General features: G+C 64.8%; 16 protein-coding genes. 9 read left to right on the top strand and 7 right to left on the bottom strand.

From position 1 onward, the window contains the following. Positions 1 to 73 precede the first annotated feature (73 nt). Positions 74 to 778: a hypothetical protein gene (locus tag ACQR1B_RS07125; protein WP_434836732.1), complete on the bottom strand. Its 705-nt coding sequence runs from the start codon at positions 776 to 778 to the stop codon at positions 74 to 76. 119 nt (positions 779 to 897) lie between these two features. Then, positions 898 to 3,741, bottom strand: a complete 2,844-nt coding sequence (locus ACQR1B_RS07120) for an ATP-binding protein (RefSeq protein ID WP_434836733.1) — start codon at positions 3,739 to 3,741, stop codon at positions 898 to 900. Positions 3,742 to 3,943: 202 nt separating this feature from the next. Between ACQR1B_RS07120 and ACQR1B_RS07115 the strand changes: the two genes are divergently transcribed. From ACQR1B_RS07115 to msrA, 7 genes are all read left to right on the top strand, one after another. Then, complete coding sequence (locus tag ACQR1B_RS07115) at positions 3,944 to 4,612, top strand: sensor histidine kinase (RefSeq protein ID WP_434836734.1); 669 nt, start codon at positions 3,944 to 3,946, stop codon at positions 4,610 to 4,612. 180 nt (positions 4,613 to 4,792) lie between these two features. Next, positions 4,793 to 5,482, top strand: a complete 690-nt coding sequence (locus tag ACQR1B_RS07110; RefSeq protein ID WP_434836735.1) for a VOC family protein — start codon at positions 4,793 to 4,795, stop codon at positions 5,480 to 5,482. A 205-nt stretch (positions 5,483 to 5,687) separates the two neighbouring features. Next, the gene (locus ACQR1B_RS07105) at positions 5,688 to 7,001 is read left to right on the top strand and encodes an epoxide hydrolase family protein (protein WP_434836736.1); all 1,314 of its coding nucleotides are present in this window, start codon (positions 5,688 to 5,690) and stop codon (positions 6,999 to 7,001) included. Between the two features lie 102 nt (positions 7,002 to 7,103). After that, positions 7,104 to 7,574, top strand: a complete 471-nt coding sequence (locus ACQR1B_RS07100; protein WP_434836737.1) for a (2Fe-2S)-binding protein — start codon at positions 7,104 to 7,106, stop codon at positions 7,572 to 7,574. A 2-nt stretch (positions 7,575 to 7,576) separates the two neighbouring features. Further along, positions 7,577 to 9,748: a molybdopterin cofactor-binding domain-containing protein gene (locus ACQR1B_RS07095; protein WP_434836738.1), complete on the top strand. Its 2,172-nt coding sequence runs from the start codon at positions 7,577 to 7,579 to the stop codon at positions 9,746 to 9,748. Between the two features lie 29 nt (positions 9,749 to 9,777). After that, positions 9,778 to 10,200, top strand: coding sequence for an OsmC family protein (locus tag ACQR1B_RS07090; protein WP_434836739.1), 423 nt, complete (start codon positions 9,778 to 9,780; stop codon positions 10,198 to 10,200). Positions 10,201 to 10,326: 126 nt separating this feature from the next. Then, entirely contained in the window at positions 10,327 to 10,839 is a 513-nt protein-coding gene (msrA, locus tag ACQR1B_RS07085; protein WP_434836740.1) for a peptide-methionine (S)-S-oxide reductase MsrA, read from the top strand. On the opposite strand, the gene ACQR1B_RS07080 is transcribed toward msrA, so the two are convergent. Next, on the bottom strand, positions 10,790 to 13,663 hold the full coding sequence (locus tag ACQR1B_RS07080; RefSeq protein ID WP_434836741.1) for an ATP-binding protein: 2,874 nt from the start codon (positions 13,661 to 13,663) through the stop codon (positions 10,790 to 10,792). The two genes, msrA and ACQR1B_RS07080, sit on opposite strands and share 50 nt — an antisense overlap. A 292-nt stretch (positions 13,664 to 13,955) precedes the next feature. Here ACQR1B_RS07080 and ACQR1B_RS07075 point away from each other — a divergent pair, with 292 nt between their 5' ends. Then, positions 13,956 to 14,942 carry a Bug family tripartite tricarboxylate transporter substrate binding protein gene (locus tag ACQR1B_RS07075; RefSeq protein ID WP_434836742.1) on the top strand — a complete coding sequence of 329 codons (987 nt, stop codon included), beginning with the start codon at positions 13,956 to 13,958 and terminating at the stop codon, positions 14,940 to 14,942. 865 nt (positions 14,943 to 15,807) lie between these two features. Here ACQR1B_RS07075 and ACQR1B_RS07070 read toward each other — a convergent pair. Beyond that, positions 15,808 to 17,100, bottom strand: coding sequence for an HNH endonuclease (locus tag ACQR1B_RS07070; RefSeq protein ID WP_434833069.1), 1,293 nt, complete (start codon positions 17,098 to 17,100; stop codon positions 15,808 to 15,810). Between the two features lie 148 nt (positions 17,101 to 17,248). On the opposite strand from ACQR1B_RS07070, the gene ACQR1B_RS07065 reads away from it, so the two are divergent. After that, a complete protein-coding gene (locus ACQR1B_RS07065) occupies positions 17,249 to 18,052 on the top strand; it encodes a BglII/BstYI family type II restriction endonuclease (RefSeq protein WP_434833070.1) in 804 nt (267 codons plus the stop codon). Between the two features lie 45 nt (positions 18,053 to 18,097). Here ACQR1B_RS07065 and ACQR1B_RS07060 read toward each other — a convergent pair whose 3' ends face one another. The 3 genes from ACQR1B_RS07060 to ACQR1B_RS07050 form a co-directional block, all read right to left on the bottom strand. Continuing rightward, positions 18,098 to 18,733: an MT-A70 family methyltransferase gene (locus ACQR1B_RS07060; RefSeq protein WP_434833071.1), complete on the bottom strand. Its 636-nt coding sequence runs from the start codon at positions 18,731 to 18,733 to the stop codon at positions 18,098 to 18,100. Between the two features lie 633 nt (positions 18,734 to 19,366). Continuing rightward, positions 19,367 to 20,551 (bottom strand): cytochrome P450, encoded by a 1,185-nt coding sequence (locus ACQR1B_RS07055; RefSeq protein ID WP_434833072.1) that lies wholly within the window; start codon positions 20,549 to 20,551, stop codon positions 19,367 to 19,369. A gap of 284 nt (positions 20,552 to 20,835) precedes the next feature. Next, positions 20,836 to 21,264: an SseB family protein gene (locus ACQR1B_RS07050; protein WP_434833073.1), complete on the bottom strand. Its 429-nt coding sequence runs from the start codon at positions 21,262 to 21,264 to the stop codon at positions 20,836 to 20,838. Between the last annotated feature and the right edge of the window lie 6 nt (positions 21,265 to 21,270).

Genomic DNA, 21,270 nt, shown 5'->3' with positions numbered 1-21,270 from the left:
GAGGTCGGGCCGTTGGCTCGTTATGTCCTGTTAGACGTTGAGAGCAGGCATCGTGAGCTCGTGTCTTGCACCGCTACTCGAAGGACGCGTCGAAGATCTCGACGTCGATCAGAACAGGCTTGGCGTTCACGGTTCCATCGGGTTGACGCGTCTGCGAGCGACGAAGGGTCGGCACCACGACGCCGTCGAAGCTCTCATGGGCCCAGGAGTAGTGCGCGACCTTCGTGCCGAAAAGATCGTGATCGGTCCGGCGCTGCAGGGCATTCTCGTCAAAGTAAAAGATCTGCTCGCCAGCAAAGGTGACAAGTTTGGACGGTAGTTGGGCACGCAGACGCCGCCAGGTTTCAATGCCTTCCTTCCATGACGGCAGTTCCTCCACGACAACATCGGGACGGGCGAGGAGAAAGGGCGTGGTCAGATAGTTCCAGATCGTGACGCCGCAGAAGAAGATCAGATGCAGTTCGTCGGCGAGAACCTGCGGTCCGGCGTCAAATGCGAGGTCGGGGTTGCTCCAGGTCTGCAGGACCTCGCCATCGACGGTTTCGATCGTGATCGCGTCCGGCTGAAACGAGCCGGACTGCTCGCCGCCGGTGATCCCGGTGAAGCGGACCGATTGTGTTCGTGTCGATCCCTCCGCGATGACGTCCTTGAATTCGCGGGCATGTCCTGCGCTCGAGAACAGCGTCCCGCCAACGGAAAGATGCAGTGTGAACCGGCTCAGGCTGTTCCAGCGTGCGATGCCGCCGTTTGCGTCGATTACATCGTCAAGAAGAGCCATGTCTTGTCGTATCCACCTGAAAGCGGACCCACCATGGCGGCGCATAGGCGGCTTGGCGTGTTAGAAAATGTTAGGAGTTGCAAGAGTCCGACGCGGGCGTATGGCGTATGATGATGCCCTCAATCGACGGCGCCGAGGAAATCCTTCGCACGGGCCAGATCGAGGCTCGCGAGCCCTTCCTCATATTGTGCCACCAGCGGCGCCAGCATGCGGCTTGCCTCGCCAGCGCGTCCGGTCCGCTGCCAGATGCGGCCGAGGCTCAAGGCTCCGCGTAGTTCCCAGGCGAGGGCGCATTGCCGGCGCGACAGGGCGAGCGAGCTCGCGAGGCAGAGTTCGGCCTCTGCGTCGTGCCCCAATTGGGCCAGGATGTCCCCCCTGACCCGGAGCATCTCCGGCATGTCGAAGGATTCGCCGTGGTCGCCGATCTGGGCGATCGCCTCGTCGACCGTGCCCAGAGCTTCCTCGGGCCTGCCTTGGAACGCCAGTCCCTCCGCGAGCGCCGTCGCGAAGACAGTCGTCATAATCCGGTGCCGCGTCGCATACAACGTGGCCTGGCTGCGGCGCAGGTGCTCGAGGCTGCCGTCGACGTCGCCGCGCTGCAGGAGAAGCAAGCCCTTCTGACCGATACCGACCGCGTGGTAAGGGCCGAGGAAGTACCGCGCGGCATGGTCGATCAGCCGCTCGATCATGCTCTCGGCGCTCGCGCAGTCGCCGACCCATAGAAACACGTAGATCGTCCAGATCAGCGCAATGCCGAGCGTCAGGGGCTGTTCGAGCTGCTCGGCCTCGCGAACCGTGTATCGGGCCACCTCAACGGCGCGATCGGGCCGGCCGGTGAGCCAGAGGCCGCGCGCCAGCGCGACCAGCGCGACGATGCGGTCGTCATAGCCGAGATGCCCGATGTTCAGCCGCTGCGAGCTCGGGTTGTGAACCATCGCGCTTTCACAGAACTGAACGGCCTTGTCCTGATTGCCGATCAGGTGATGCGCCACGCCAAGCATCCATTCGACGTTCAGCGTGCTGGTCGGGTCGTTCAGTCTGCCGGCGACGCTCTCGCCCTGCAAGCCGATTCCGAGCGCTCCGTGAAAATCCCCGACGCGGGTCAGGTAAATGTGCAATCCGCGCAACAGCCATAGCTGCCAATGCAGGTCGTCGAGATCCCGGGCGAGCTGCAGGCTTCGGGTGAAGGCCGACCGGACCGCTTCGGTATTGCCTTGCGTGAACATCACGGAGACGCCGAGCGCGGCCTGCAGAGTCATCTCCTGCCGGGCGTCCGCAGGGGTCGTGTCGAGCGACGCCAGCGTCTGCTGAGTCCAGCGATAGCACTCCGTCAGCAGCGTCAGCTCGAGGAAGAACGGCGCCGCCGCAGCGGCCAGATCGACGCCGATGACCCGGTCGCCTTCCTCGGAGAAGCCCCAGGCCAGCGCGGCGCGCACGTTGGGCAGGTGATCTGCATAGGGCAGGAATCCGCCTGCGCTCTGCAAGCCGTTGGACTTGAGCGAAAGATCGAGCAGGAAGTCGCGGAAATATTCGGCGTGAGCGCGCACGACCCGCGGCGCTTCTCCGCTCTCGAGCAGCTTGTCCGCCACGAAGGCGCGGGTGGTGTCGAGCAGTCGATACCGGAGCTTCCGCTGCGCAGGGGAGGTCGCGATCAGGGATTTGGAGAGCAGGTTCGAGATCGCTTCCACGGCCTCCGGCTCGCTACTGCCCTGGCGTGATGCGACGGCAAGCGCGGCCTCGAGCGTGAACGGGCCGACGAACACCGACAGGCAGCGCAGCACGGCGCTTTCGGCCGCCGGCAACAGATCGTAGCTCCAGCCGAGCGCCGCGCTCAGCGTCTGGTGCCGGGGGATCGCAGTGCGCCGCCCGCGCCACAACAGCGAGAAGCGGCTGTCGAGAAGCTTGGCCGTGCCGGCAATTCCGTAGGCGTTGACCCTGCCCGCGGCGAGTTCGATCGCCAGGGCGATGCCGTCGAGACGCCGGCATATCTCGGCAACGAGAGGCGCCTCGTCCTGGCTCAGCTCGAACTCGCTGAGGCTCTCGGCAATTCGCTCGACGAAGAGCTGGCTCGCGGGATAGGCCAAAATTTCGGCGACGCTGAGTCCATCCTCTTGTGGCGGACAATCCAGCGGGAACAGTCGATAGACGCGCTCGCCCTCCGAGCGGAAGGATTCGCGACTCGTCGCCATGACGTGCAGGTTCGGCGCCTCGCGAACCAGGCGTTCGGTCAGTGGCGCGAGCTCGTCGAGGAGATGCTCGCAGCTGTCGAATACAAGCAGCATTTGCCGGCCGCGCAGGAACGTCAGCAGTCCCGGTATCGGATCCTCGGAATTGACGGTCAGGCCGAGTGCGCTGGCGATGCTGCCGGGCACCAGCCTGGCATCGGTCACCGCGCCGAAATCGACGAAGCTGACTTGGCCGTCGAACGCAGCAAGCTGGCGGTGCGCGACGGCCAGAGCGACCGAGGTCTTGCCGATCCCGCCCGGACCGACAATCGTGACGAACCGATGCAGGCATAGCTCGGACGTGATCTTTTCAACCGCATCGTTCCGTCCGATCATCCTGGCGAGGGGCGCCGGAAGGACGCGGGCCGACGAGGCGATCTCAGTCGGTCGACCCTCCGAGAGCGCAGGCCGCGACAGCGGCACGGCGAAACAATAGCCGCGTCCGGGCACGTTGACGACGTAGCGGGAGCCCTCGCTGCCTTCGCCGAGCGCCTTGCGCAGCGCGGCGATGTGGAACCGCAGGCTGCCCTCGTCGACATTCACGTCGGCCCACACTCGCTTGACGAGCTCGCGCTTGTCGACCACTTCACCGGCGCGTTCGGCAAGACAGATCAGGATATCGAGCGCGCGGCCGCCGAGGTGAAGCGGAGCGCCGTGCTTCTCCAGCAGGCGCGATTTCGGAAATAGCCGGAATGGCCCGAAAGCGACGGCCGAATCCTGGTTGTCATTCTCTGCCACGCACTTCTCGTCCGTCGAACGTTTCGCTCATTTGCGTCGGATTCTTCGAACTAGAACCATTGGTCCAGCGGCCCGCCAAGCCGACGGCGTCGCTGTCACCGCAACAATCATAACAAAATCTTGCAACGTCTAACGAGCGAAAATCGCAGGCCTCATCCATTGTGACCGCAGGTTAAGACTGGTTATCAGCGGGGAGGCTGCGATGCCCAGTATCGGAACTCGTCCAAAACACGATATGGTTCAATCTCATCTGGCCGCCGATCTCGGCGACCAGACCGACTGGGATCTGGTGCTGCGGGAATCGCATCATCGGATGAAGAACACGCTGACGCTGCTCGGTGCGTCAGTCCGCCGCGATCTGACGCGGGCGAGGCCCGGCGAAGTGTCGGCTGCCGTGGACCGGTTCGAGCAGCGCCTCGTTGCTTTCGGCAGGCTCTATCAATTTTTATCGAATGACGAGGATCTTCCGGCAGTCTCCGTCGCAACTTTCTTCGAAGGACTCTGCGGGGCGGTGTCTGAGGCCATCCTGGAGCCTGCGGGGATCCGTTGTGAAGCCGCCATTCAGGACGGCATGCTGCCCACGTCACAATGTCATCGGCTCGCCCTGATGCTGACCGAGCTCATCACGAACGCGGCCAAGCATGCCTTTCCGACCAAGAACGATGCATTGATCCGCGTCGACGTGTTCCAGCGCGACGGCTGCTGGCTCTGCACGGTGGTCGACAATGGGATCGGTGCGAACGGCGCACTTCAGGGTACCGGCAGTCGTATTCTGGAAGGACTCGCGCGAAGCATCCGCGCCCAGATGCACGGTGAGACCGGGCAAGACGGCACGCGCGTGACCATCGCAATGTCAGCCGTCGCCGATTGACGTCGGTCTGGGAGACTTTTGCGGACGCCAAGGCCAGTTTCGCTGCCCTGGGGTCGGAACCCGCGGCGGCGCACGATCGACCCATAACGCGCAATACGTCCCGGATTGCGCGATGGTCGTCGTGCCGATTGTAGCTTCCGAACCACAACGCCCGATCATCCTCAAACCAGGAAGGCCGCCATGACCGCGACCGAGATGCACCGGCAAGCCGACGTCAAGCCCTCGACGCCGCGTGGAGTTGATTTGAAGCTCGAGGTCATGGTCATTCCCGTCTCTGACGTCGATCGCGCGAAATCCTTCTACACGGGTCTGGGCTGGAGGCTGGACGCGGATTTTGCGTCCGGCCCCGACTACCGCGTGGTCCAGTTCACGCCGCCCGGCTCGGCCTGCGCGGTGATCTTCGGCACGAACGTGACGGCAGCAGTGCCCGGCTCGACGCAAGGCTTGTACCTCATCGTTTCGGATCTCGAAGCCGCCCGCAAGGAGCTGCTCGGCCGCGGTGTCAAGGTCAGCGAGCCATTCCACGACGCCGGCGGCAATTTCCTCGGACCTGATGAGCCATACCTCTTCGGTCGCCGTCGTATCGATGGCGTGGACCCCGACCATCGCAGCTATCGTTCGTTCGCCGCGTTCAGTGATCCCGACGGCAATGGTTGGCTCTTGCAGGAGGTGACCGCACGACTTCCTGGACGCGTCGAGCCGGCCGCCACGGCTTTCACGTCGTCAATGGAGCTCGCCGCAGCGCTGCGGCGAGCGGCGTCCGCGCATGGCGAGCACGAGAAACGTGGGGGAGGGCATGATGACAATTGGGCGGACTGGTACGCCGACTACATCGTGCGTGAGCGGTCCGGCGAGCCCCTGCCATCCTGATGTGCGATGTAGGATCAGGAAAATCGCGGTGGCACGTGGTTACGATGTTGTCGAGGGGCGCATCGCCCGGCTCGCAACGGCTAACGCGGTCTAACAATCCATAACGGGAAAATTGTCGGAGCTTGCGCCAATCTGTTTGTGGCACGGACCGATCGATCCAAATCGATTTCTGTCAACGTCGTCAGCGAAGCCAGGGAGATTGACAATGTCGACACACATACGCACCGATGTGCTGAATCCCGACCGTCGCCAGTTGCTGGGTCATGCCGCGATGGGCGCGGTTGCCGCCAGCGTGGCGAGCCTGCTGCCGCAGGGTCGCGCGCAGGCGGCAGTGAGCGATGCGATCCGCCCATTCCGGGTCGACGTTCCCGAGGACGATCTGCTCGACCTGCGCCGCCGCCTGGCGGCCACGCGGTGGCCCGATCGCGAGATCGTCACCGACCGGTCGCAGGGCGTGCAATTGAAGACGGTCCAGCAGCTCGTGCGCTACTGGCAGACCGACTACGACTGGCGCAGGATGGAAGCACGGCTGAATGCCCTACCGCAGTTCGTCACCGAGATCGACGGCGTCGACATCCATTTCATTCACGTGCGCGCCAAGCACGAGAACGCCCTGCCGATGATCGTCACGCATGGCTGGCCCGGCTCGGTCATCGAGCAGATGAAGATCATCGGCCCGCTCACCGATCCCCCGGCGCACGGCGTGAGGGCATCCGACGCGTTCGATCTGGTCATCCCGTCGCTTCCGGGCCACGGCTTTTCCGGCAAGCCGGCGACGCTGGGCTGGGACCCGCAGCGCATCGCGCGTGCATGGGTCGTGCTGATGAAGCGGCTCGGATACACCCGTTATGTGGCCCAGGGCGGGGACTGGGGCAACGCCGTGACCGAGCAGATGGCACTGCTGGCGCCGCCCGGGTTGCTCGGCATCCACACCAACATGCCCGCAACGGTCCCCGATGAGATCGCCAAGGCGCTGCAGCCCGGCGGGGCGCGTCCATCCGGCCTCTCCGCCGACGAGAGCCATGCCTACGACCAGCTCGACGATTTCTACAAGCACGGCCTCGGTTATGCGATCGAGATGTCGAATCGGCCTCAGACGCTCTACGGCCTCGTGGACTCGCCGGCCGGCCTTGCGTCCTGGATGCTCGACCATGACGCGCGCAGCGCCGCCATGATTGCGCGGGTGTTCGACGGAAAGAGCGAAGGTCTGTCCCAGGACGACGTCATCGACAACATCACTCTCTATTGGCTGACCAATACGGCGGTGTCGTCGGCGCGCCTGTACTGGGAGAACAAGCTGGTCTTCTTCGAGCCCAAGCACGTCGAGATTCCGGTCGCCGTCAGCGTCTTCCCGGACGAGATCTATGCCGCGCCGCGGAGCTGGGCCGAGAAGGCCTATCCCAAGCTCATCCACTACAACCGCCTCGACAAGGGCGGGCATTTCGCGGCCTGGGAGCAGCCCGCGCTGTTCTGCGCGGAAATGCGCACCGCATTCCGTCCGCTGCGCCAGTCGATCTGAGACGAAGCAGGACGCTGCGGCGCTCGAGCACCGGCGCAGATATGAGCGATCCGGCGCGACCGTAAGTCGTGCCGGGCAGGTCCAGAACAAGGGAACCTCATCATGGGTTTTACGATCAATATCAATGGAGCACTGCGCAGCGTCGACGTCGACGGCGACACCCCGCTGCTCTGGGTGCTGCGCGACGTGCTTGGCATGACCGGCACCAAGTTCGGTTGCGGCCAAGCCTTGTGTGGTGCGTGCACCGTCCACCTCGACGGCTCTGCCATTCGCTCGTGCATCACGGCCGTCGACAGCATCGGCGACTCCAGGGTGACGACGATCGAGGCGATCGGCGCGACGCCGGCGGGCGAGCGGATACAGAAGGCCTGGCTCGACCGCGAGGTCGCCCAGTGCGGCTATTGCCAGTCCGGCCAGATCATGTCGGCGACGGCGCTGCTCACGGACAACCCGCATCCGACCGATGCCGACATCGACGATGCCATGAGCGGCAACATCTGTCGTTGCGGCACCTATGTCCGCATCCGCGAGGCGATCAAGCTCGCCGCGCAAGCGCGCGTGAAGGAGGGGTGACCATGGTCTTCGATCGCACGACGTCCGGATCGTCCAACACCAGCCTTTCCCGCCGAAGCTTTCTGGTGTCCGCCGCGATGACGGGCGGAAGTCTCGTGATCGGCCTCACGCTGCCGCTCGGCCAGAGCAGCGCGACGGGCGCGGAGGGTTTCGCGCCCAACGCCTTCATTCGTATCGGCCGTGACGGCGAGGTCGTGCTGACCATGCCCTATGTCGAAATGGGGCAGGGCACCTATACGTCGATCCCGATGCTGATCGCCGAGGAGCTCGAGATCGATCTGAAGCAGGTCAGGCTCGAGCATGCGCCGCCGAACGAGAAGCTCTACGTCAATCCGCTGCTCGGCGTTCAGGCGACCGGCAATTCGAACGCCATGCGAGGGGCCTGGAAGCCGCTGCGCGAAGCCGGCGCCGCCACGCGTCTGATACTGATGGAGGCGGCCGCGATGCGGTGGGGCGTCGAGGCCAAGTCTTGTCATGCCGAAGCCGGCGAGGTCATCCATGGTCCGAGCGGGCGGCGCCTGTCGTATGGCGAACTCGTCGCGGATGCGGCGCGTCTGCCCCTTCCGACGAATGTCGTGCTGAAAAGCCCCGCGGAGTTCAAGCTGATCGGAACGCCGGCCAAGCGGCTCGACGCCTCGGGCAAGGTCAATGGCTCGGTGGTCTACGGCATCGATGCCCGGCCGGCGGGCGTGAAGATCGCGACGCTGGCGCAATCGCCCGTGTTTGGCGGCCGCGTGAAGAGCGTAGACGACGGCTCTGCGAAGCTGATCAAGGGCGTGCGCCAGATCGTTCGGCTCGACGATGCGGTCGCCGTCGTCGCCGATCACATGGGCGCTGCGAAGAAAGGGCTGGAAGCGCTCAAGATCGAATGGGACGAAGGCGGCAATGCTGCCTTGGCAACTGAGGACGTCGCCCGCGAGCTCGAGCAGGCCACCCTCAGAGCCGGCCCGGTTGCGCAGAACATCGGTGACGCCGGACAGGCGATGGCGAATGCGGTGACACGGATTGCCGCGAACTATCACGTGCCGTTCCTCGCGCATGCCACGATGGAGCCGATGAACTGCACCGTGCATGTCCGCGGCGGCGAATGCGAGATCTGGCTCGGCACCCAGGCGATCGCGCGAGTCCAGGCGATGGCGGCGGAGGCCGCCGGTCTCCCCATCGAGAAGGTGATCGTCCACAATCATCTCATCGGCGGCGGCTTCGGGCGCCGTCTGGACGTGGATGGTGCGGTCCGCGCGGTCCAGATCGCGAGGCATGTCGACGGTCCCGTGAAGGTGGTGTGGACGCGCGAGGAGGACATCCAGCACGACATGTACCGGCCCTATTGGGTGGATCGCATCGAAGCCGGGCTCGACAAGGATGGAAGGCCTGTCGCCTGGACCAATCGCTTCGCCGGCTCCTCGGTGATCGCGCGCTATCTCCCGCCCGCCTTCAACAATGGTCTCGATCCGGACACGACGGAAGGCGCGATCGACCTGGTCTACGCGCTTCCGAACGTCCACGTCGAGTATGTGCGCGTCGAGCCGCCGGGCATCCAGACGGCGTTCTGGCGCAGCGTCGGCCCATCGCACAACGTCTTCGTCACCGAGAGCTTCATCGATGAGCTGGCGGCGGCTGCCAAGCAGGATCCGGTGGCGTATCGCCGCGCGCTGCTCGATCACAATCCACGGGCAAAGGCCGTGCTCGACCTTGCCGCGGAAAAGGCCGGGTGGGGCGCTCCACTGCCGAAGGGATGGGGGCGCGGCATTGCCCTGCAGAACGCCTTCGGGAGCCTGCTGGCGCAGGTGGCCGAGGTCGAGATCGCCAAGGACGGCTCGGTTCGGGTTCATCGTGTCGTCTGCGCGATGGATTGCGGCACCGTGGTCAATCCGGATACGGTTGAGGCGCAACTGCAGAGCGGCGTGATGTTCGGCGTGACCGCCGCGCTCTATGGCGAGATCACGCTCAAGAACGGCCGTGTGCAGCAGGCCAATTTCGATACCTATCAGCTGCTGCGCATCAACGAGGCGCCGGCCGTCGAGGTCCATCTCGTCAACAGCGCGGAGCCGCCGGGCGGAATGGGCGAGGCCGGAACGTCCGGCATCGTTCCCGCCATCGCCAACGCCGTGTTTGCCGCGACCGGCAAGCGGCTGCGCAAGATGCCCATCGATCCCAACGCGCTCAAGGCGTGAGCAGAACCACCATCTGCAAGGAGAACATCATGATCCGCAAGGCAACGGCATTCTGGCACGGCACCGGCAGGGACGGCAGTGGGCACCTGTCCAGCGAATCCGGCGTGCTCGCCGAGACGCCCTATTCGTTCAAGACCCGCTTCGAGAACGAGAAGGGCACCAACCCGGAAGAGCTGATCGCGGCGGCACACGCGGGCTGCTTCACGATGGCCCTTGCCTTCGGCCTGCAGCTCGCAGGCTTCACACCGACCGAGCTTTCCACCGAGGCGGCCGTCACGCTCGAGCCGGAAGGCAAGGGTTTCAAGATCAGCAAATCGGCGCTCACCTTGCGCGCCAAGGTGCCGAACCTCGACGAGGCCGGCTTTGCCCGCATCGCCGGCGAGGCCGAGACGAACTGCCCGGTGTCGAAAGTGCTCAACGCCGCGATCACGCTTGACGCCAAGCTGATCTAGGCGAACAGGACAGGGAGCGCGCCATGACCCATCAGCATGCGTTTCCGCTGGGCGCGCGGCTGGCAGTCTCTGTCTCCAACCACTATGTTCGCTGAAACGGCATCTCGAACCATTGGAGCACGTCACATGACGACAGAACGCGCAGTGCTTGCCGGAGGCTGCTTCTGGGGCATGCAGGATCTCATCCGCAAGCAGCCGGGCGTGATCTCGACCCGGGTCGGCTACACCGGCGGAAATGTGAAGAACGCGACCTACCGCAATCACGACGGGCATGCCGAGGCGATCGAGATCATCTTCGATGTCGCGAAGACGAGCTACCGGACGATGCTGGAATTCTTCTTCCAGATTCACGATCCGACGACGCGCGATCGTCAGGGCAATGATCGGGGCACGAGCTACCGTTCGGCCATCTTCTATACGACGGACGAGCAGAAGCGGACTGCCGAAGACACGATTGCCGATGTCGAGGCTTCGCATCTCTGGCCCGGCAAGGTGGTCACCGAAGTCGCGCCCGCCGGCGAATTCTGGGAGGCCGAGCCCGAGCATCAGGACTATCTGGAGCGTTTTCCGGACGGCTACACCTGTCACTTCATCCGTCCCGGCTGGAAACTGCCGCGGCGCGGGCCCGAAGCTGCGTGATCAGGCCGCGGGCCATGCGCATGTCGGCGGTATCAGCGCCCTCGGTCAGCCGCCCGCAGACTGTCTCGAGAACGTCCGCCGCTTCCGCGTTCCGGCCCTGACTCATCCCGAGGCGCGCGATGCTGATCGCGCATCTCAGCTCCCAGAAGCAGGCGCCCTGTCGGGCTGCGATCGCCATGGCCTCGCGAAAGCAGGCCTCGGCGCCCGCCGATTGCTCCGCGTCCTTGAGCATCAGTTCGCCCTTGATGCGGATCAGCTCCGGCAGGTACCAGCGCTCCTGCCGGTCGTCGCAGCGCTTCAGCACGTCCTCGATGGCGGCGAGGCCGCGATCGACCTGGCCGGCCTCGCCGAAGCAGGCGGCCAGTTCGCCAAGCAGGGGAAGAAAGCGCGGCAGGACGCGGGCGTCGCCGGCGCGATCGAGCTCCTCGCGCAGCAGCGGCAGGCCTGCCGCGATGTCCCCGCGCCTCGCCACGATCATCGCGTTGAAGGCGCGGGCCCAGAGACCCCAGAGTCGGATCGCGTGGCGATCGGCGTGTGCGAGCAGCTCGGCGCCATGGCGTTGCGCGGCATCCAGGTCGCCGGCAAAGAAGGCGAGCAGGCAGGCGCTTTGTCCGAGCACGCTGCAGAAGGTCAGCGCGTGACCGTTCGCTCGCCCTTCCTCGACGTTGCGTGTGGCGAGCTCCTGCGCCTGGTCGGCCAGGCCCTGCAGCCACAGGATACGGGCCCGGAAATATTGCGTCGAGACCCGGAGATCGAGCGGGAATATCTTCGGCTTCTCGGTCAGCAAATGCAGGGACGCATTCACCCGGTCGATCCGGATCCGGGCCTCGGTCTGGTCTCCGAGATAATGCAGCGCGACCGCCATCAGCCGGTCGGCCAGCATCAGGTCGGTGGTGTCGGGAGAGCTCGCCGCGATGGCGGTGAAACGATCGGCAAGCGCGCGCGCCTTGCCGAACTCGCCATTGTTGAACTGGTCGATGCACAATCCCCACAGCGCCCGCAGCCGGAAATCCTTGTCGTCGAGCCGGTCCGCGAGCTCGAGCGTCTCCTCAAGGATCGGGCGGGCTTCGCGCGCGCGGCCTTCGCCGTACATCAGCGACCAGCCGAGCGCGCCCAGGAGCTGCATGCGAAGCCGATCGACGCCGTCGGCGTTGTCGCCCAGCGCCGCAAGCGCGGTTCTCGTCCGTTCGCGGCATTCGGCAAACAGCGACAGGCGCACCCACAGCGTGACGGCGGCTGCCGTCAGCGCAACGCCGAGCGCAGCATCGCCGTCAGCGGAGAAGGCCCAGTCCAGCGCCGCGCGCACATTGTCCAGCTTGCTGCCATAGGTGCTCAGCCACGCGTGCAGCGGCGCGGATGTCTCGGTTTCGGCGCGATCGAGCACATGGCGGAAGTACTCCGCGTGCCGCTGCGCAAGGCGCCGTTGTTCTCCCGACAGGCCAAGCTTTCCGAGCGCATAGGTTCGTGTCGTATCCAGCAGGCGATAACGCAGCGTCCGCGCGCCGGACGGGACGATCAGCGATTTGGTGACGAGGTTGTCGATCGCCTCGCTCGTTTCGGCCGCGCTGAGCCCGTCGCCGGATGCGACGGCTGCGGCCGCCTCCGGCGTGAACGGTCCGACGAACACGGACAATCGTCGCAGGATGGTGCGTTCCGGGTCCGGCAGCAGATCGTAGCTCCAGTCGAGCGCGGCGCTCAGCGTCTGGTGTCGCGGAATGGCCGTGCGGCGGCCGCGCCATTGCAACGAGAAGCGGCTGTCGAGCAGCGACGCCGTGCCGGCGATGCCGTATGCGTTGACCCGGCCGGCCGCCAGCTCGATCGCGAGCGCGATGCCGTCGAGGCGGCGGCAAATGTCGGCGACCAACGGCGCGTCTTCCGCGCTGAGCTCGAATGGTCCGGAGCCCTGCGCGATGCGTTCGACGAACAATTGCGCTGCGGGGTAGGCGAGAATCTCGGCGACGCCGAGATCGTCGCGCTGAGGCGGACAATCCAGCGGGAACAATCGAAAGATCCGTTCGCCCTCGCTGCGGAACGACTCCCGGCTGGTGGCAAGGACGTGCAGCATCGGCACGTCGCGGACGAGGCGTTCGGCGAGCGGCGCCAGGGTCTCCAGCACATGCTCGCAGCTGTCGAAGATCAGCAGCGTCCGCTTGTCCTGCAGGTTTGCCAGCAGCGCCGGCAGCGGATCGTCCGCGTTGACGGCCAACCCGACCGCGGAGGCGATGGCGGTTGCGACGAGCCGGGGATCCCGCAGCGGTCCGAAGTCGATGAAAAAGACCTGCCCGGCGAAGTCCGCAGAGCGGCGATGCGCGACGGTGACCGCGACGGCGGTCTTGCCGATGCCGCCCGGGCCGACCACCGTGATGAATCGGTGCAGCGAGAGTGCGCTTGAAATTTTCTCGACGACGTCCTCCCGCCCGATCATCTTGGCGAGCGACGGCGGCAGCGGTGCACGAGGCGCGGCGGCTTCGACGGCGGCAGGCGCGACCGAAGGTGGGGCGAGCGGCGCGGCAAAGCAGTAGCCGCGACCGGGAACGTTCACGACATAGCGGGCCGACTTGCCGGCATCGCCGAGCACCTTGCGCAAGGCGGCGATATGGAAGCGAAGGCTGCCTCCGTCGACATGCACGTCGGCCCAGATGCGCTGAACCAGCTCCCGCTTGTCGACGACCTCGCCGGGCCGCTGGGCAAGGACGATGAGGATGTCGAGCGCACGACCACCAATATGAAGCGGCGCGCCATCCTTCTCCAAGAGCCTTGACTTGGGTAAGAGGCGAAACGGCCCAAATGAAATGGCCGAGTCCTGAGTGTCGTTATCCGGCACGCGCCATCGTCCCCTCGGCAGGGAAACTGCATGGTTTGTCTGTACCAGATCGAGGCGTGGAGTAAACTGGCGGAACCGGCAGGACCGGCCTGGTAGGCAACCCGGTTCCCGTGCCTCGTGCTCGGGACATGCTCGTTCGAACGAACGGCTCAAGTAAATGCCGGGGCCGGTCGGCAGACTGCCGGTTGGCAAAGGACGCGCGCAGGAGTGACCTGATCGAGCTGATGCGATCACGCCGGGACCGATCCTGCCGGTTGCGCCCTCGTGCGCCGGACGACTTACGGAATTGAACATGCCGTGGCTCTCACGCCGACAACTCATCAGTTCCGCCACATGCGCCGGCGCGCTCGCCGCGGTCGCGCGCAACGGAATAGCTGCCGATTATCCGACGCGCCCCGTTCGGCTGGTCATTCCCTATGCCGCGGGAGGATCGGGTGACCAGATCGGGCGCCCCTGGGTCGATCGGATCGCGGCGCAGCTTGGTCCGGTTTTCGTCGAGAACATCGGGGGCGCGGGCGGGGCGATCGGCGCTGCGGCTGTCGCGCGCGAAAAGCCCGACGGCTACTCGCTTCTGCTGGGCAACGGCAGCACGCAGGTCATCATCCCCCTGGCGGAGCGGCCGGCCTATTCCGCGGGCGACTTCCGGGCCATCTACCGGCTGGTCTCGAGTGCACTCGTCTTCGCGATCCATCCTTCGGTGCCGGCGCAGGATCTGCAGACCCTGATCGCCTACGCCAAGGTCCATCCCGGCAGGCTGTCCTATGGCACGCCCGGCGTCGGCACCGGAAATCACCTCGTCGGCGAAATGTTCAAGCGGCAGGCCGGCGGGCTCGATATCGTCCACATTCCCTATCGCGGCGTGGCGCCGGCAACGAACGATCTCGTCAGCGGCCAGATCCCCTTGTTGATCGCCGTCATGTCGCTTCAATTGCAGCAACTGAGCCGGGCCGGCAAAATTCGACTGCTCGCGGTCACCACCGACACGCGGCTCGGCGCGGCAGAGGGAATACCGACCGCAATCGAATCCGGCATGCCCGACCTCCGCTATGAGGGATGGTTCGGCTTGTTCGCACCCAGCCTGACCCCGGATTCGATCGTCGCGCGGATCGCGCTGTCGACGCGCGCCGTCATGGCGGAGCCGGCTCTGCAGGCCGCCTACCGGTCCCAAGGTCTGGAGCCGGACAGCCAGTCGAGCCCGGACAAGTTCCAGCGTCTCGTCGAAGCCACCTCGGCAAGCCTGGCCCCCGTCATCAGGTCGATCGGGCTCAGGTCCGGCTAGCTGGATCGGACCTTCGGCTCGTCCGGAGAATTCGGGATCGGGAACGGGATGTCCATGCGCGATCCGGCCAGACACCCGCCGCCCGGCTGGCGTGAACGAGCTGAACGCTGTTGCAAACCGATGCGCCACGTCGTCCCCAAAGCTGCATTGAGTCTGGTTTGGCTGAATGGACCGCCTTCCCCGAGGGAGCGCTCGTCCCGCCGCTCAACCCGAATTTTCAGACCTGTCAGCGCGGCTTCGCAGCCTCGCGGCGCGTTTGCGCGTCCGAGCTTTGCTGGTCGGGGCACCCTTCGAGAGAGAAGGGCGCAGGGAAGGCCGGGTGCAGGCCGCACCCATGGCCCGCCTGCAGAAAAAAAGCAGGCGGCAGTCACCACAGGATTGGCCGAACAACCGGCCTTCCCTGCGCGATGGTCTTCACGGCTGCTCCGTGCTCTCCCAGGGGACCGGGCTTGCTTGCCCCCGTCATCGACATCGTCGCCGACCAAGACACCAGCGTCGGGGTGTCGGGACCACACGGCTTGACCGTCCACCCAGGGTTCGTTCGTCCGCACGCGAAACGCGCACGCCGACCCCAGGCGGCCACCGCATCCCCCGCTCCACGGTCCGTGACGATCGCGAAACGCCCCTTCTGTGAGCAGGAGACGGGCCGGATGATCGAGGTGATTTGCCCGACGGTGCAAGCCGGAAGTTGCCCGACGGAATGCGGCAGATTGGCACGACGGGCAGTTTGTGCAGGGGTGGGATGCGGGCGTTTCGGCAACACTCCAATGTGCACACCCGCCCGCAGCGGCCTGACCGGTTATGTCTGAATAGTAGTGACCGTGCTGTCGAGGTAATTCAATTTTGCTGGCTCAACGTCGACCACCTAGCGGCCAGCCTTCTCCCACCACTCAAAATGCCAGTTCACGCACACGTCATCGAGCTTGTGTTTCAACAGCAATAACTTTTCGTGGATTGGGTCGCCCTCGATTTTCGACGAGAGGACATAGCGCGCGCCGTCTTTGACGATGCGCAGTATCCCGTGGTCGAACTGAATGTGATGGTTCGGGCAGAGTACGATCATGTTGCTCATTTTGTCTGGGCCATCGTGGGGCAAGCCGATCGGCTTGATGTGAGCGGCCTCCGAGTAGAAGCGGCCCTCCCCAATCTGGAGGCTGCGGCGGCAGAACTGGCAGCGATGGCCGTAGCCCAACCGCAGCTTCGCGGCCAGGCGTTGGTTGCGTTTTTGGACCGCGGCCTGCCTGATGGTGCGCTTCACCGCATCGTCTAAGCCCTGCTCGTCAAGCAGTTCCGCGAGGATGATCTCCGGTTTCGGTCGTGCCGGCGCGGCAGGGGTCGATGTTGGCGCCCTCGGAGGTGGCGCAGCCGGAGTGGTCGGCGCAGAAGTAGCTGCTGGCACTTGAAATCGCCGGATGCCGCCGGCGTCCAGATACTCGCCGAGCAGCGTCGCCGCCATGGGCGCCAGCCAAGCCTCCTCGACGCCCATCAGCCTGTATAATTCTTCGGTCTTAACAGTGTCTAGCAGTGCGGCCTCAGTTGCTGGGGCGCCATCGAGGAGATGCCGATCCCAAGCGAGGAAGAGCGCCGAAGCCGCCCATTCTTCCGCGCCCGAGTTGATGGTCGGCAGAGACGTCGGCCAATAGCCACAATATTCGAACATGCCGCGGAGGTTGTTCCTGCACTTGACTAGGCTGTCCTTCACCCCGTTCACGTGATCCTTGATGAATCGATCGAGGTTAGTGTCTAGCAGGGCGCTCGACCTCCAATCGCCGCTCTGCCAGAGATCTCGGCGAACGAACTCGTTCGCCCACATGAACGGGCGGGCCTCGGCTTTTCCGGGCGGATTGCCGACTCGGCTGAGAAGCAGCGCGAATAGCGCTAGCCGGTCGAAGCGCAACGAATGCGGTCGCTTGATCGCCTGAAAGACAAGCTCGTCGACCGATATTTGACCAGCGCGATTGTGCAGAAAGAAATTGATCGGAATTAGGTCCAACGATGCGTCGTCGATTCCGGAGTTGGCTCGCCATGCCTCGCGCTCGACCGTCGCCAACGCCCCGAGATACCCGGCGCGGATCGTCGTATGCAGCCGCATGAGACCAGGGCCGTGCTGGTTCCAAGCGAAGTTCTTCGTAAAGCTGCCGGGAGCATATTTTGCCAATCTTTATCCCCATGCGGTCGCGGGCCCGAGCTCGGCAGCTTAGCCCGTGAACCCTTCCGAGGTCTTATCGCCCGCCGCTATGGGTCCTGCGCTCTCCGGACTCCACCACCTTCCTGGAATCGTCTAGAGAATTCTGCCGGAGGGTCGAATGTTCCAGCCGTTGATCGAGAAGGGTTTTCAGATCGAGTTCCACTCGCATGCCGAGGCGATTCTGTCGGTCGATTTTCCTGATGCGTCGACGCAGCTCGAAACCGCGTTGAAGGACTTGACGATCCCGATCGAGGAGATCATCGGCTCGGGCGGCGGCGAGACTAAGGGCACCCAGCGTCTGCGCAAGGCTCTCGCCGGTTCGGGGTGGCACAAGGTTAACTTCACGATCGAGAAGCGGATAAACGGGCAGCCCCGCGAGTCGCAATCCCACGAGGTCGACCACGTCCGCACGTTTGAGAAAGGCGTTATCGCCCTCGAGATCGAGTGGAACAACAAGGACCCGTTCTTCGACCGCGATCTTGAAAACTTCAAGCGGCTGCATGCCGAGGGCGGAATCTCGCTAGGCGTCATCATAACGCGCGGCACGTCGCTTCAGGCCGATATGATCGCCTTAGTAAAGCGTTTCGCCGAGCAAAAGGGGCTAACCTCGAATGAGGACCTTGCCACCATCGGCCTAAACCCAACGCATCGCCAGAAGGCTAATGTGGTGCGTCGTATGCAACGCGACATCGGCTTTCCACAGGCTTGGGCGGAGGCCTTCGTCGCCGACAAGTTCGGCCAAGCGACGACGCACTGGCGCAAGCTAGGGGACCGCGTGCATCGCGGAGTTGGCAATCCTTGCCCGCTCGTCTTGGTCGGTCTGCCGTCGTCGATCGTGACTTTCGGGGAGCCGGAGGCCGTCCTTGAGGAACTGTTGCAGGAGGGTGCCGAAGCCGACGACGAACCTGCCGGAGAGGCCTAAGCACCGAAAGCAAACGGTCAGGTAGATCTCCCGTCGTTTGGGCAGTCACTCCGCCGCGACGACGTTTGCCTGGGAGTGGTTCGCGTAAGTATCCCAGGTAGGGGTGTAACTGTCGTCTGCCTGGTTGCCCCAGACCGTCCAACCTGGGCGCGTACCGCGGGCGAACATCTCCAGGTAGGCGCCGGGCGAGCAGCTTTCGATTAGCTCGTACTGCTCGTCGGGCTTGCGGGAGTGCTCGCGCTTGCGGGTGCCCATGTAGTTCACCTGGGTGCGGCCGGGCTGGAGTGTGCGGGCGTTCTTGCCCCGCGTGCCGAAGAGTAGTAGCTCCGTGACGTTTCGGAAGTAGAAGCCGACGCCACGACCGTCGGAGCCGCCATCCTTCCGCAGCTTGTGCCAAACAATGTTCGCCTTGTAAGTGAAGCCCCACTCGGCCATCACCCGCAGCCCGTCCGGCAGCAGCGCGTTCGGCACCCAGAGGTAGAGGTGCGCGGTGCCCGCGCAGACATCGGCGACGGGCAACGCACAGATTTCGTCAAGTGTCATCGTGCCGTAACGGTTGAGGCGCTTGTGCTCGGGCGCGACCTTGCCCGTGGAGTTCTGGAAGCGCCAGGGAGGGTCTGCAAGGATCGTCGCGAATTTATTCCGGCCTGCGATTTTAGTGAGGTCGGATGCGGCGCTCATGACTTCTCCGAACTGATTCTGACTGCTGACTGTAGCGCGTTTCTCTTTAGCTATGGTCGATCCTGATGCTGGTGGGAAGTCTTTGCCGCCGAAGAGGTCCGCCGACGCAGATTTTTCAGTGGATGTTCTCATCAATTGAACTCGCCGGTGCCCTGCTCAGTGTGTGCTGCGAACTGCGGACGAACGTCAGCCGAGATGCGGCACCATTTCAGACCCTAAAGGATCGACTGGGCCAGCGCTGCTTATCGTAGACTGAGAGCGGATTGCGCCTGATTCGCCAGCGCCACCTCGAATGCTAGCGCCGTCTCACCTCAGCCATGTGATGGACAATAGAACAAAAGAGGAACTTGTCAACGGGACGCCAAGGCTTCAGAGAACGTGATGGCCGTGGCGCCACTAGGCTCATCTGTCAGCACAGTGGCTTCGCAACCGTTCAGGCGAATCAAATCAGATGCCCGCAACGCCGAGTTCATAGTTGAGAGTAGGCCATTTCATGGTTCCTTCGGTGAACTCGAAGAACATGCAGCGAGCAGCTCATAGAGATTGGCTTCACATTTTCCGAGAGCGACGATCGTAAAAGCGTGATATGGGCCAGAGGGGTACGCGCAATAGAGCCAGGCCTTCGCTTCGACTTTACTCCATCCTCACCGCCAACCCCAGCGGCCCCCGAAATCCAAACCCATGCCACCGCACGCTGGCTGCATCCACCAGCTCCATCCGCGGAAACCGCTCGAACAGCATCGGCAGCAAGATCGCGCCGACGGCGCGGCGGGAGAGGTGGGCGCCGGCGCAGTGGTGGGGGCCGTTGCCGAAGGCCTGGTGGGGGTTGGGGTCGCGCAGCGCGTTGTAGGTCTCGGCGTCGGCGAACAGCTCCTCGTCGCGGTTGGCGGAGGCCTGGATGGTCATCACGGTGTCGCCCTTCGGGATCAGGCAGCCGCGGATCTCGGTGTCCTCCATGACCAGGCGTGAGCTGGCCTGGATCGGCGCCACCCAGCGCACGCCTTCCTCGAAGGCGGCGCGCCATTTGTCCTGCGCGCGCACGGCCTCCAACTGGTCCGGGTTGGTCAGCAGGCCGTAGAGGATCGTCAGCAGCGCGTCGCGCGGCTCGTTGATGCCGCCGCCGATCGCGATCTTGATGTTGGCGATGATCTGGCTGTCCGGAATCGGGCTCTTCGCGTTGACCATGAAGGACAGCGCGGAGGAATCCGGCTCAGCGCGCACGCGCGCCATGTTGGCGCGGATGCAGCGGTCCATCTCGGCGTTGGCGATATCGGACGCGTCGAACGGCCCCGGCGTCCAGCCGAAATTGCCGGCGCCGTCGATCAGGGCCTGCGACCAGCGCTGCATGTCGGCATCATCGGCGTCGGGAATGCCCATCACTGCAGCGAGCATGCGCGCGGCCAGCGGGCCGGCCAGCGCAGGGAACAGATCGACGACCTCGCCGCGCGGCAGGCGGTCGAGATAATCGGTGGCGAATTTGGTGTAGAGCGGCTCCCAGACGGCTTCGATCGTCTTCGGCATCAAGGCCGGCATCATCGCCATGCGCTCGGCGCGGTGCTCGTCGTGGTCCTTGCGCATCAAGGTATGCGCGAGGAAGGCGCGCTTCATCGGCGTGTTCGGATCGTCGGACGAGAACAGCGCCGCATTGTCCTTCACATATTTGGTGTCGGCCGCCTTGGTCAGGAACGTCCGGCCCACCGACTTGACCCGCAGCACCGGGGCTTCGCGCCGCAGGCGCCGGTAGATCGGATAGGGATCGCGCGTCAGCTCCGCGATCTCGATGGTCTCGTCCAGGGGAGCCAAGCTCGCAGTCGGCATGGGGCGATCCTGTGGGAGGCGGGCCGGCGCGGGCCCAGCCCAACGATAGGGGCTGCGACGCAGCAGTCAATCTGCTCCCACGCCGTTCGGGCCGAATTCGGACCGCCGCCAGTTCCGCGGCTTGCGCGCTTGCCCGGAGGCTGTTGCACCGCACCTGCTGAGATCATGATAGTGTGGGTCTCGACGCGTGGCGGCGGATCACGCGGCGTTGGCGGGGCCGAGGCCGCAGCGCCGGCGCGCGGCTCGGTCCCTGGATGGCGGACGTGACGATCGCGCCGCCGGCGTCATGTCCGGCTGTCCGCCGTCTGCAGCTTTGCGAAGATCGTGCCCTGCATCAGCAGCGCGACCTCGCTGGCCGGCAGCGGCTTCTGGCATTCGGACAGCGGGTTGAGCCAGAAGTTCGCGTCGGGCAGCATCGCGAACAGGTTGCGGGCCGGGGCGCCGAGGCAGGCTTCCGGCGCCTTGACGTAGTCGGAGATGCGCTTCTTCGACGTGAACGCCGGCAGCCAGGTCAGGCCCTGGAATTCGACGGTGGCGACGTTGAGTTTTTCCTGGCGCGCGAGCGAGCGGGGCTGCTCGGGGTCGACCGCGGCCTCCGGTGTCAGGACGTAGATCTCGGCCTCCAGCAGCGCGCGGTAGAACCGCGGCACGATCGCGGGATCGCGGCCGGCCGCCTGCATCAGCGCCTCGAGGCTGTTGTCCGGTTCGAACATCGTGTC

The organism is Bradyrhizobium oligotrophicum (assembly GCF_051168495.1).
GTDB lineage: Bacteria > Pseudomonadota > Alphaproteobacteria > Rhizobiales > Xanthobacteraceae > Bradyrhizobium > Bradyrhizobium oligotrophicum_A.
The sequence above is the reverse complement of the archived record's forward strand: the minus strand, read 5'-3'. Positions and strand labels throughout refer to the sequence as shown.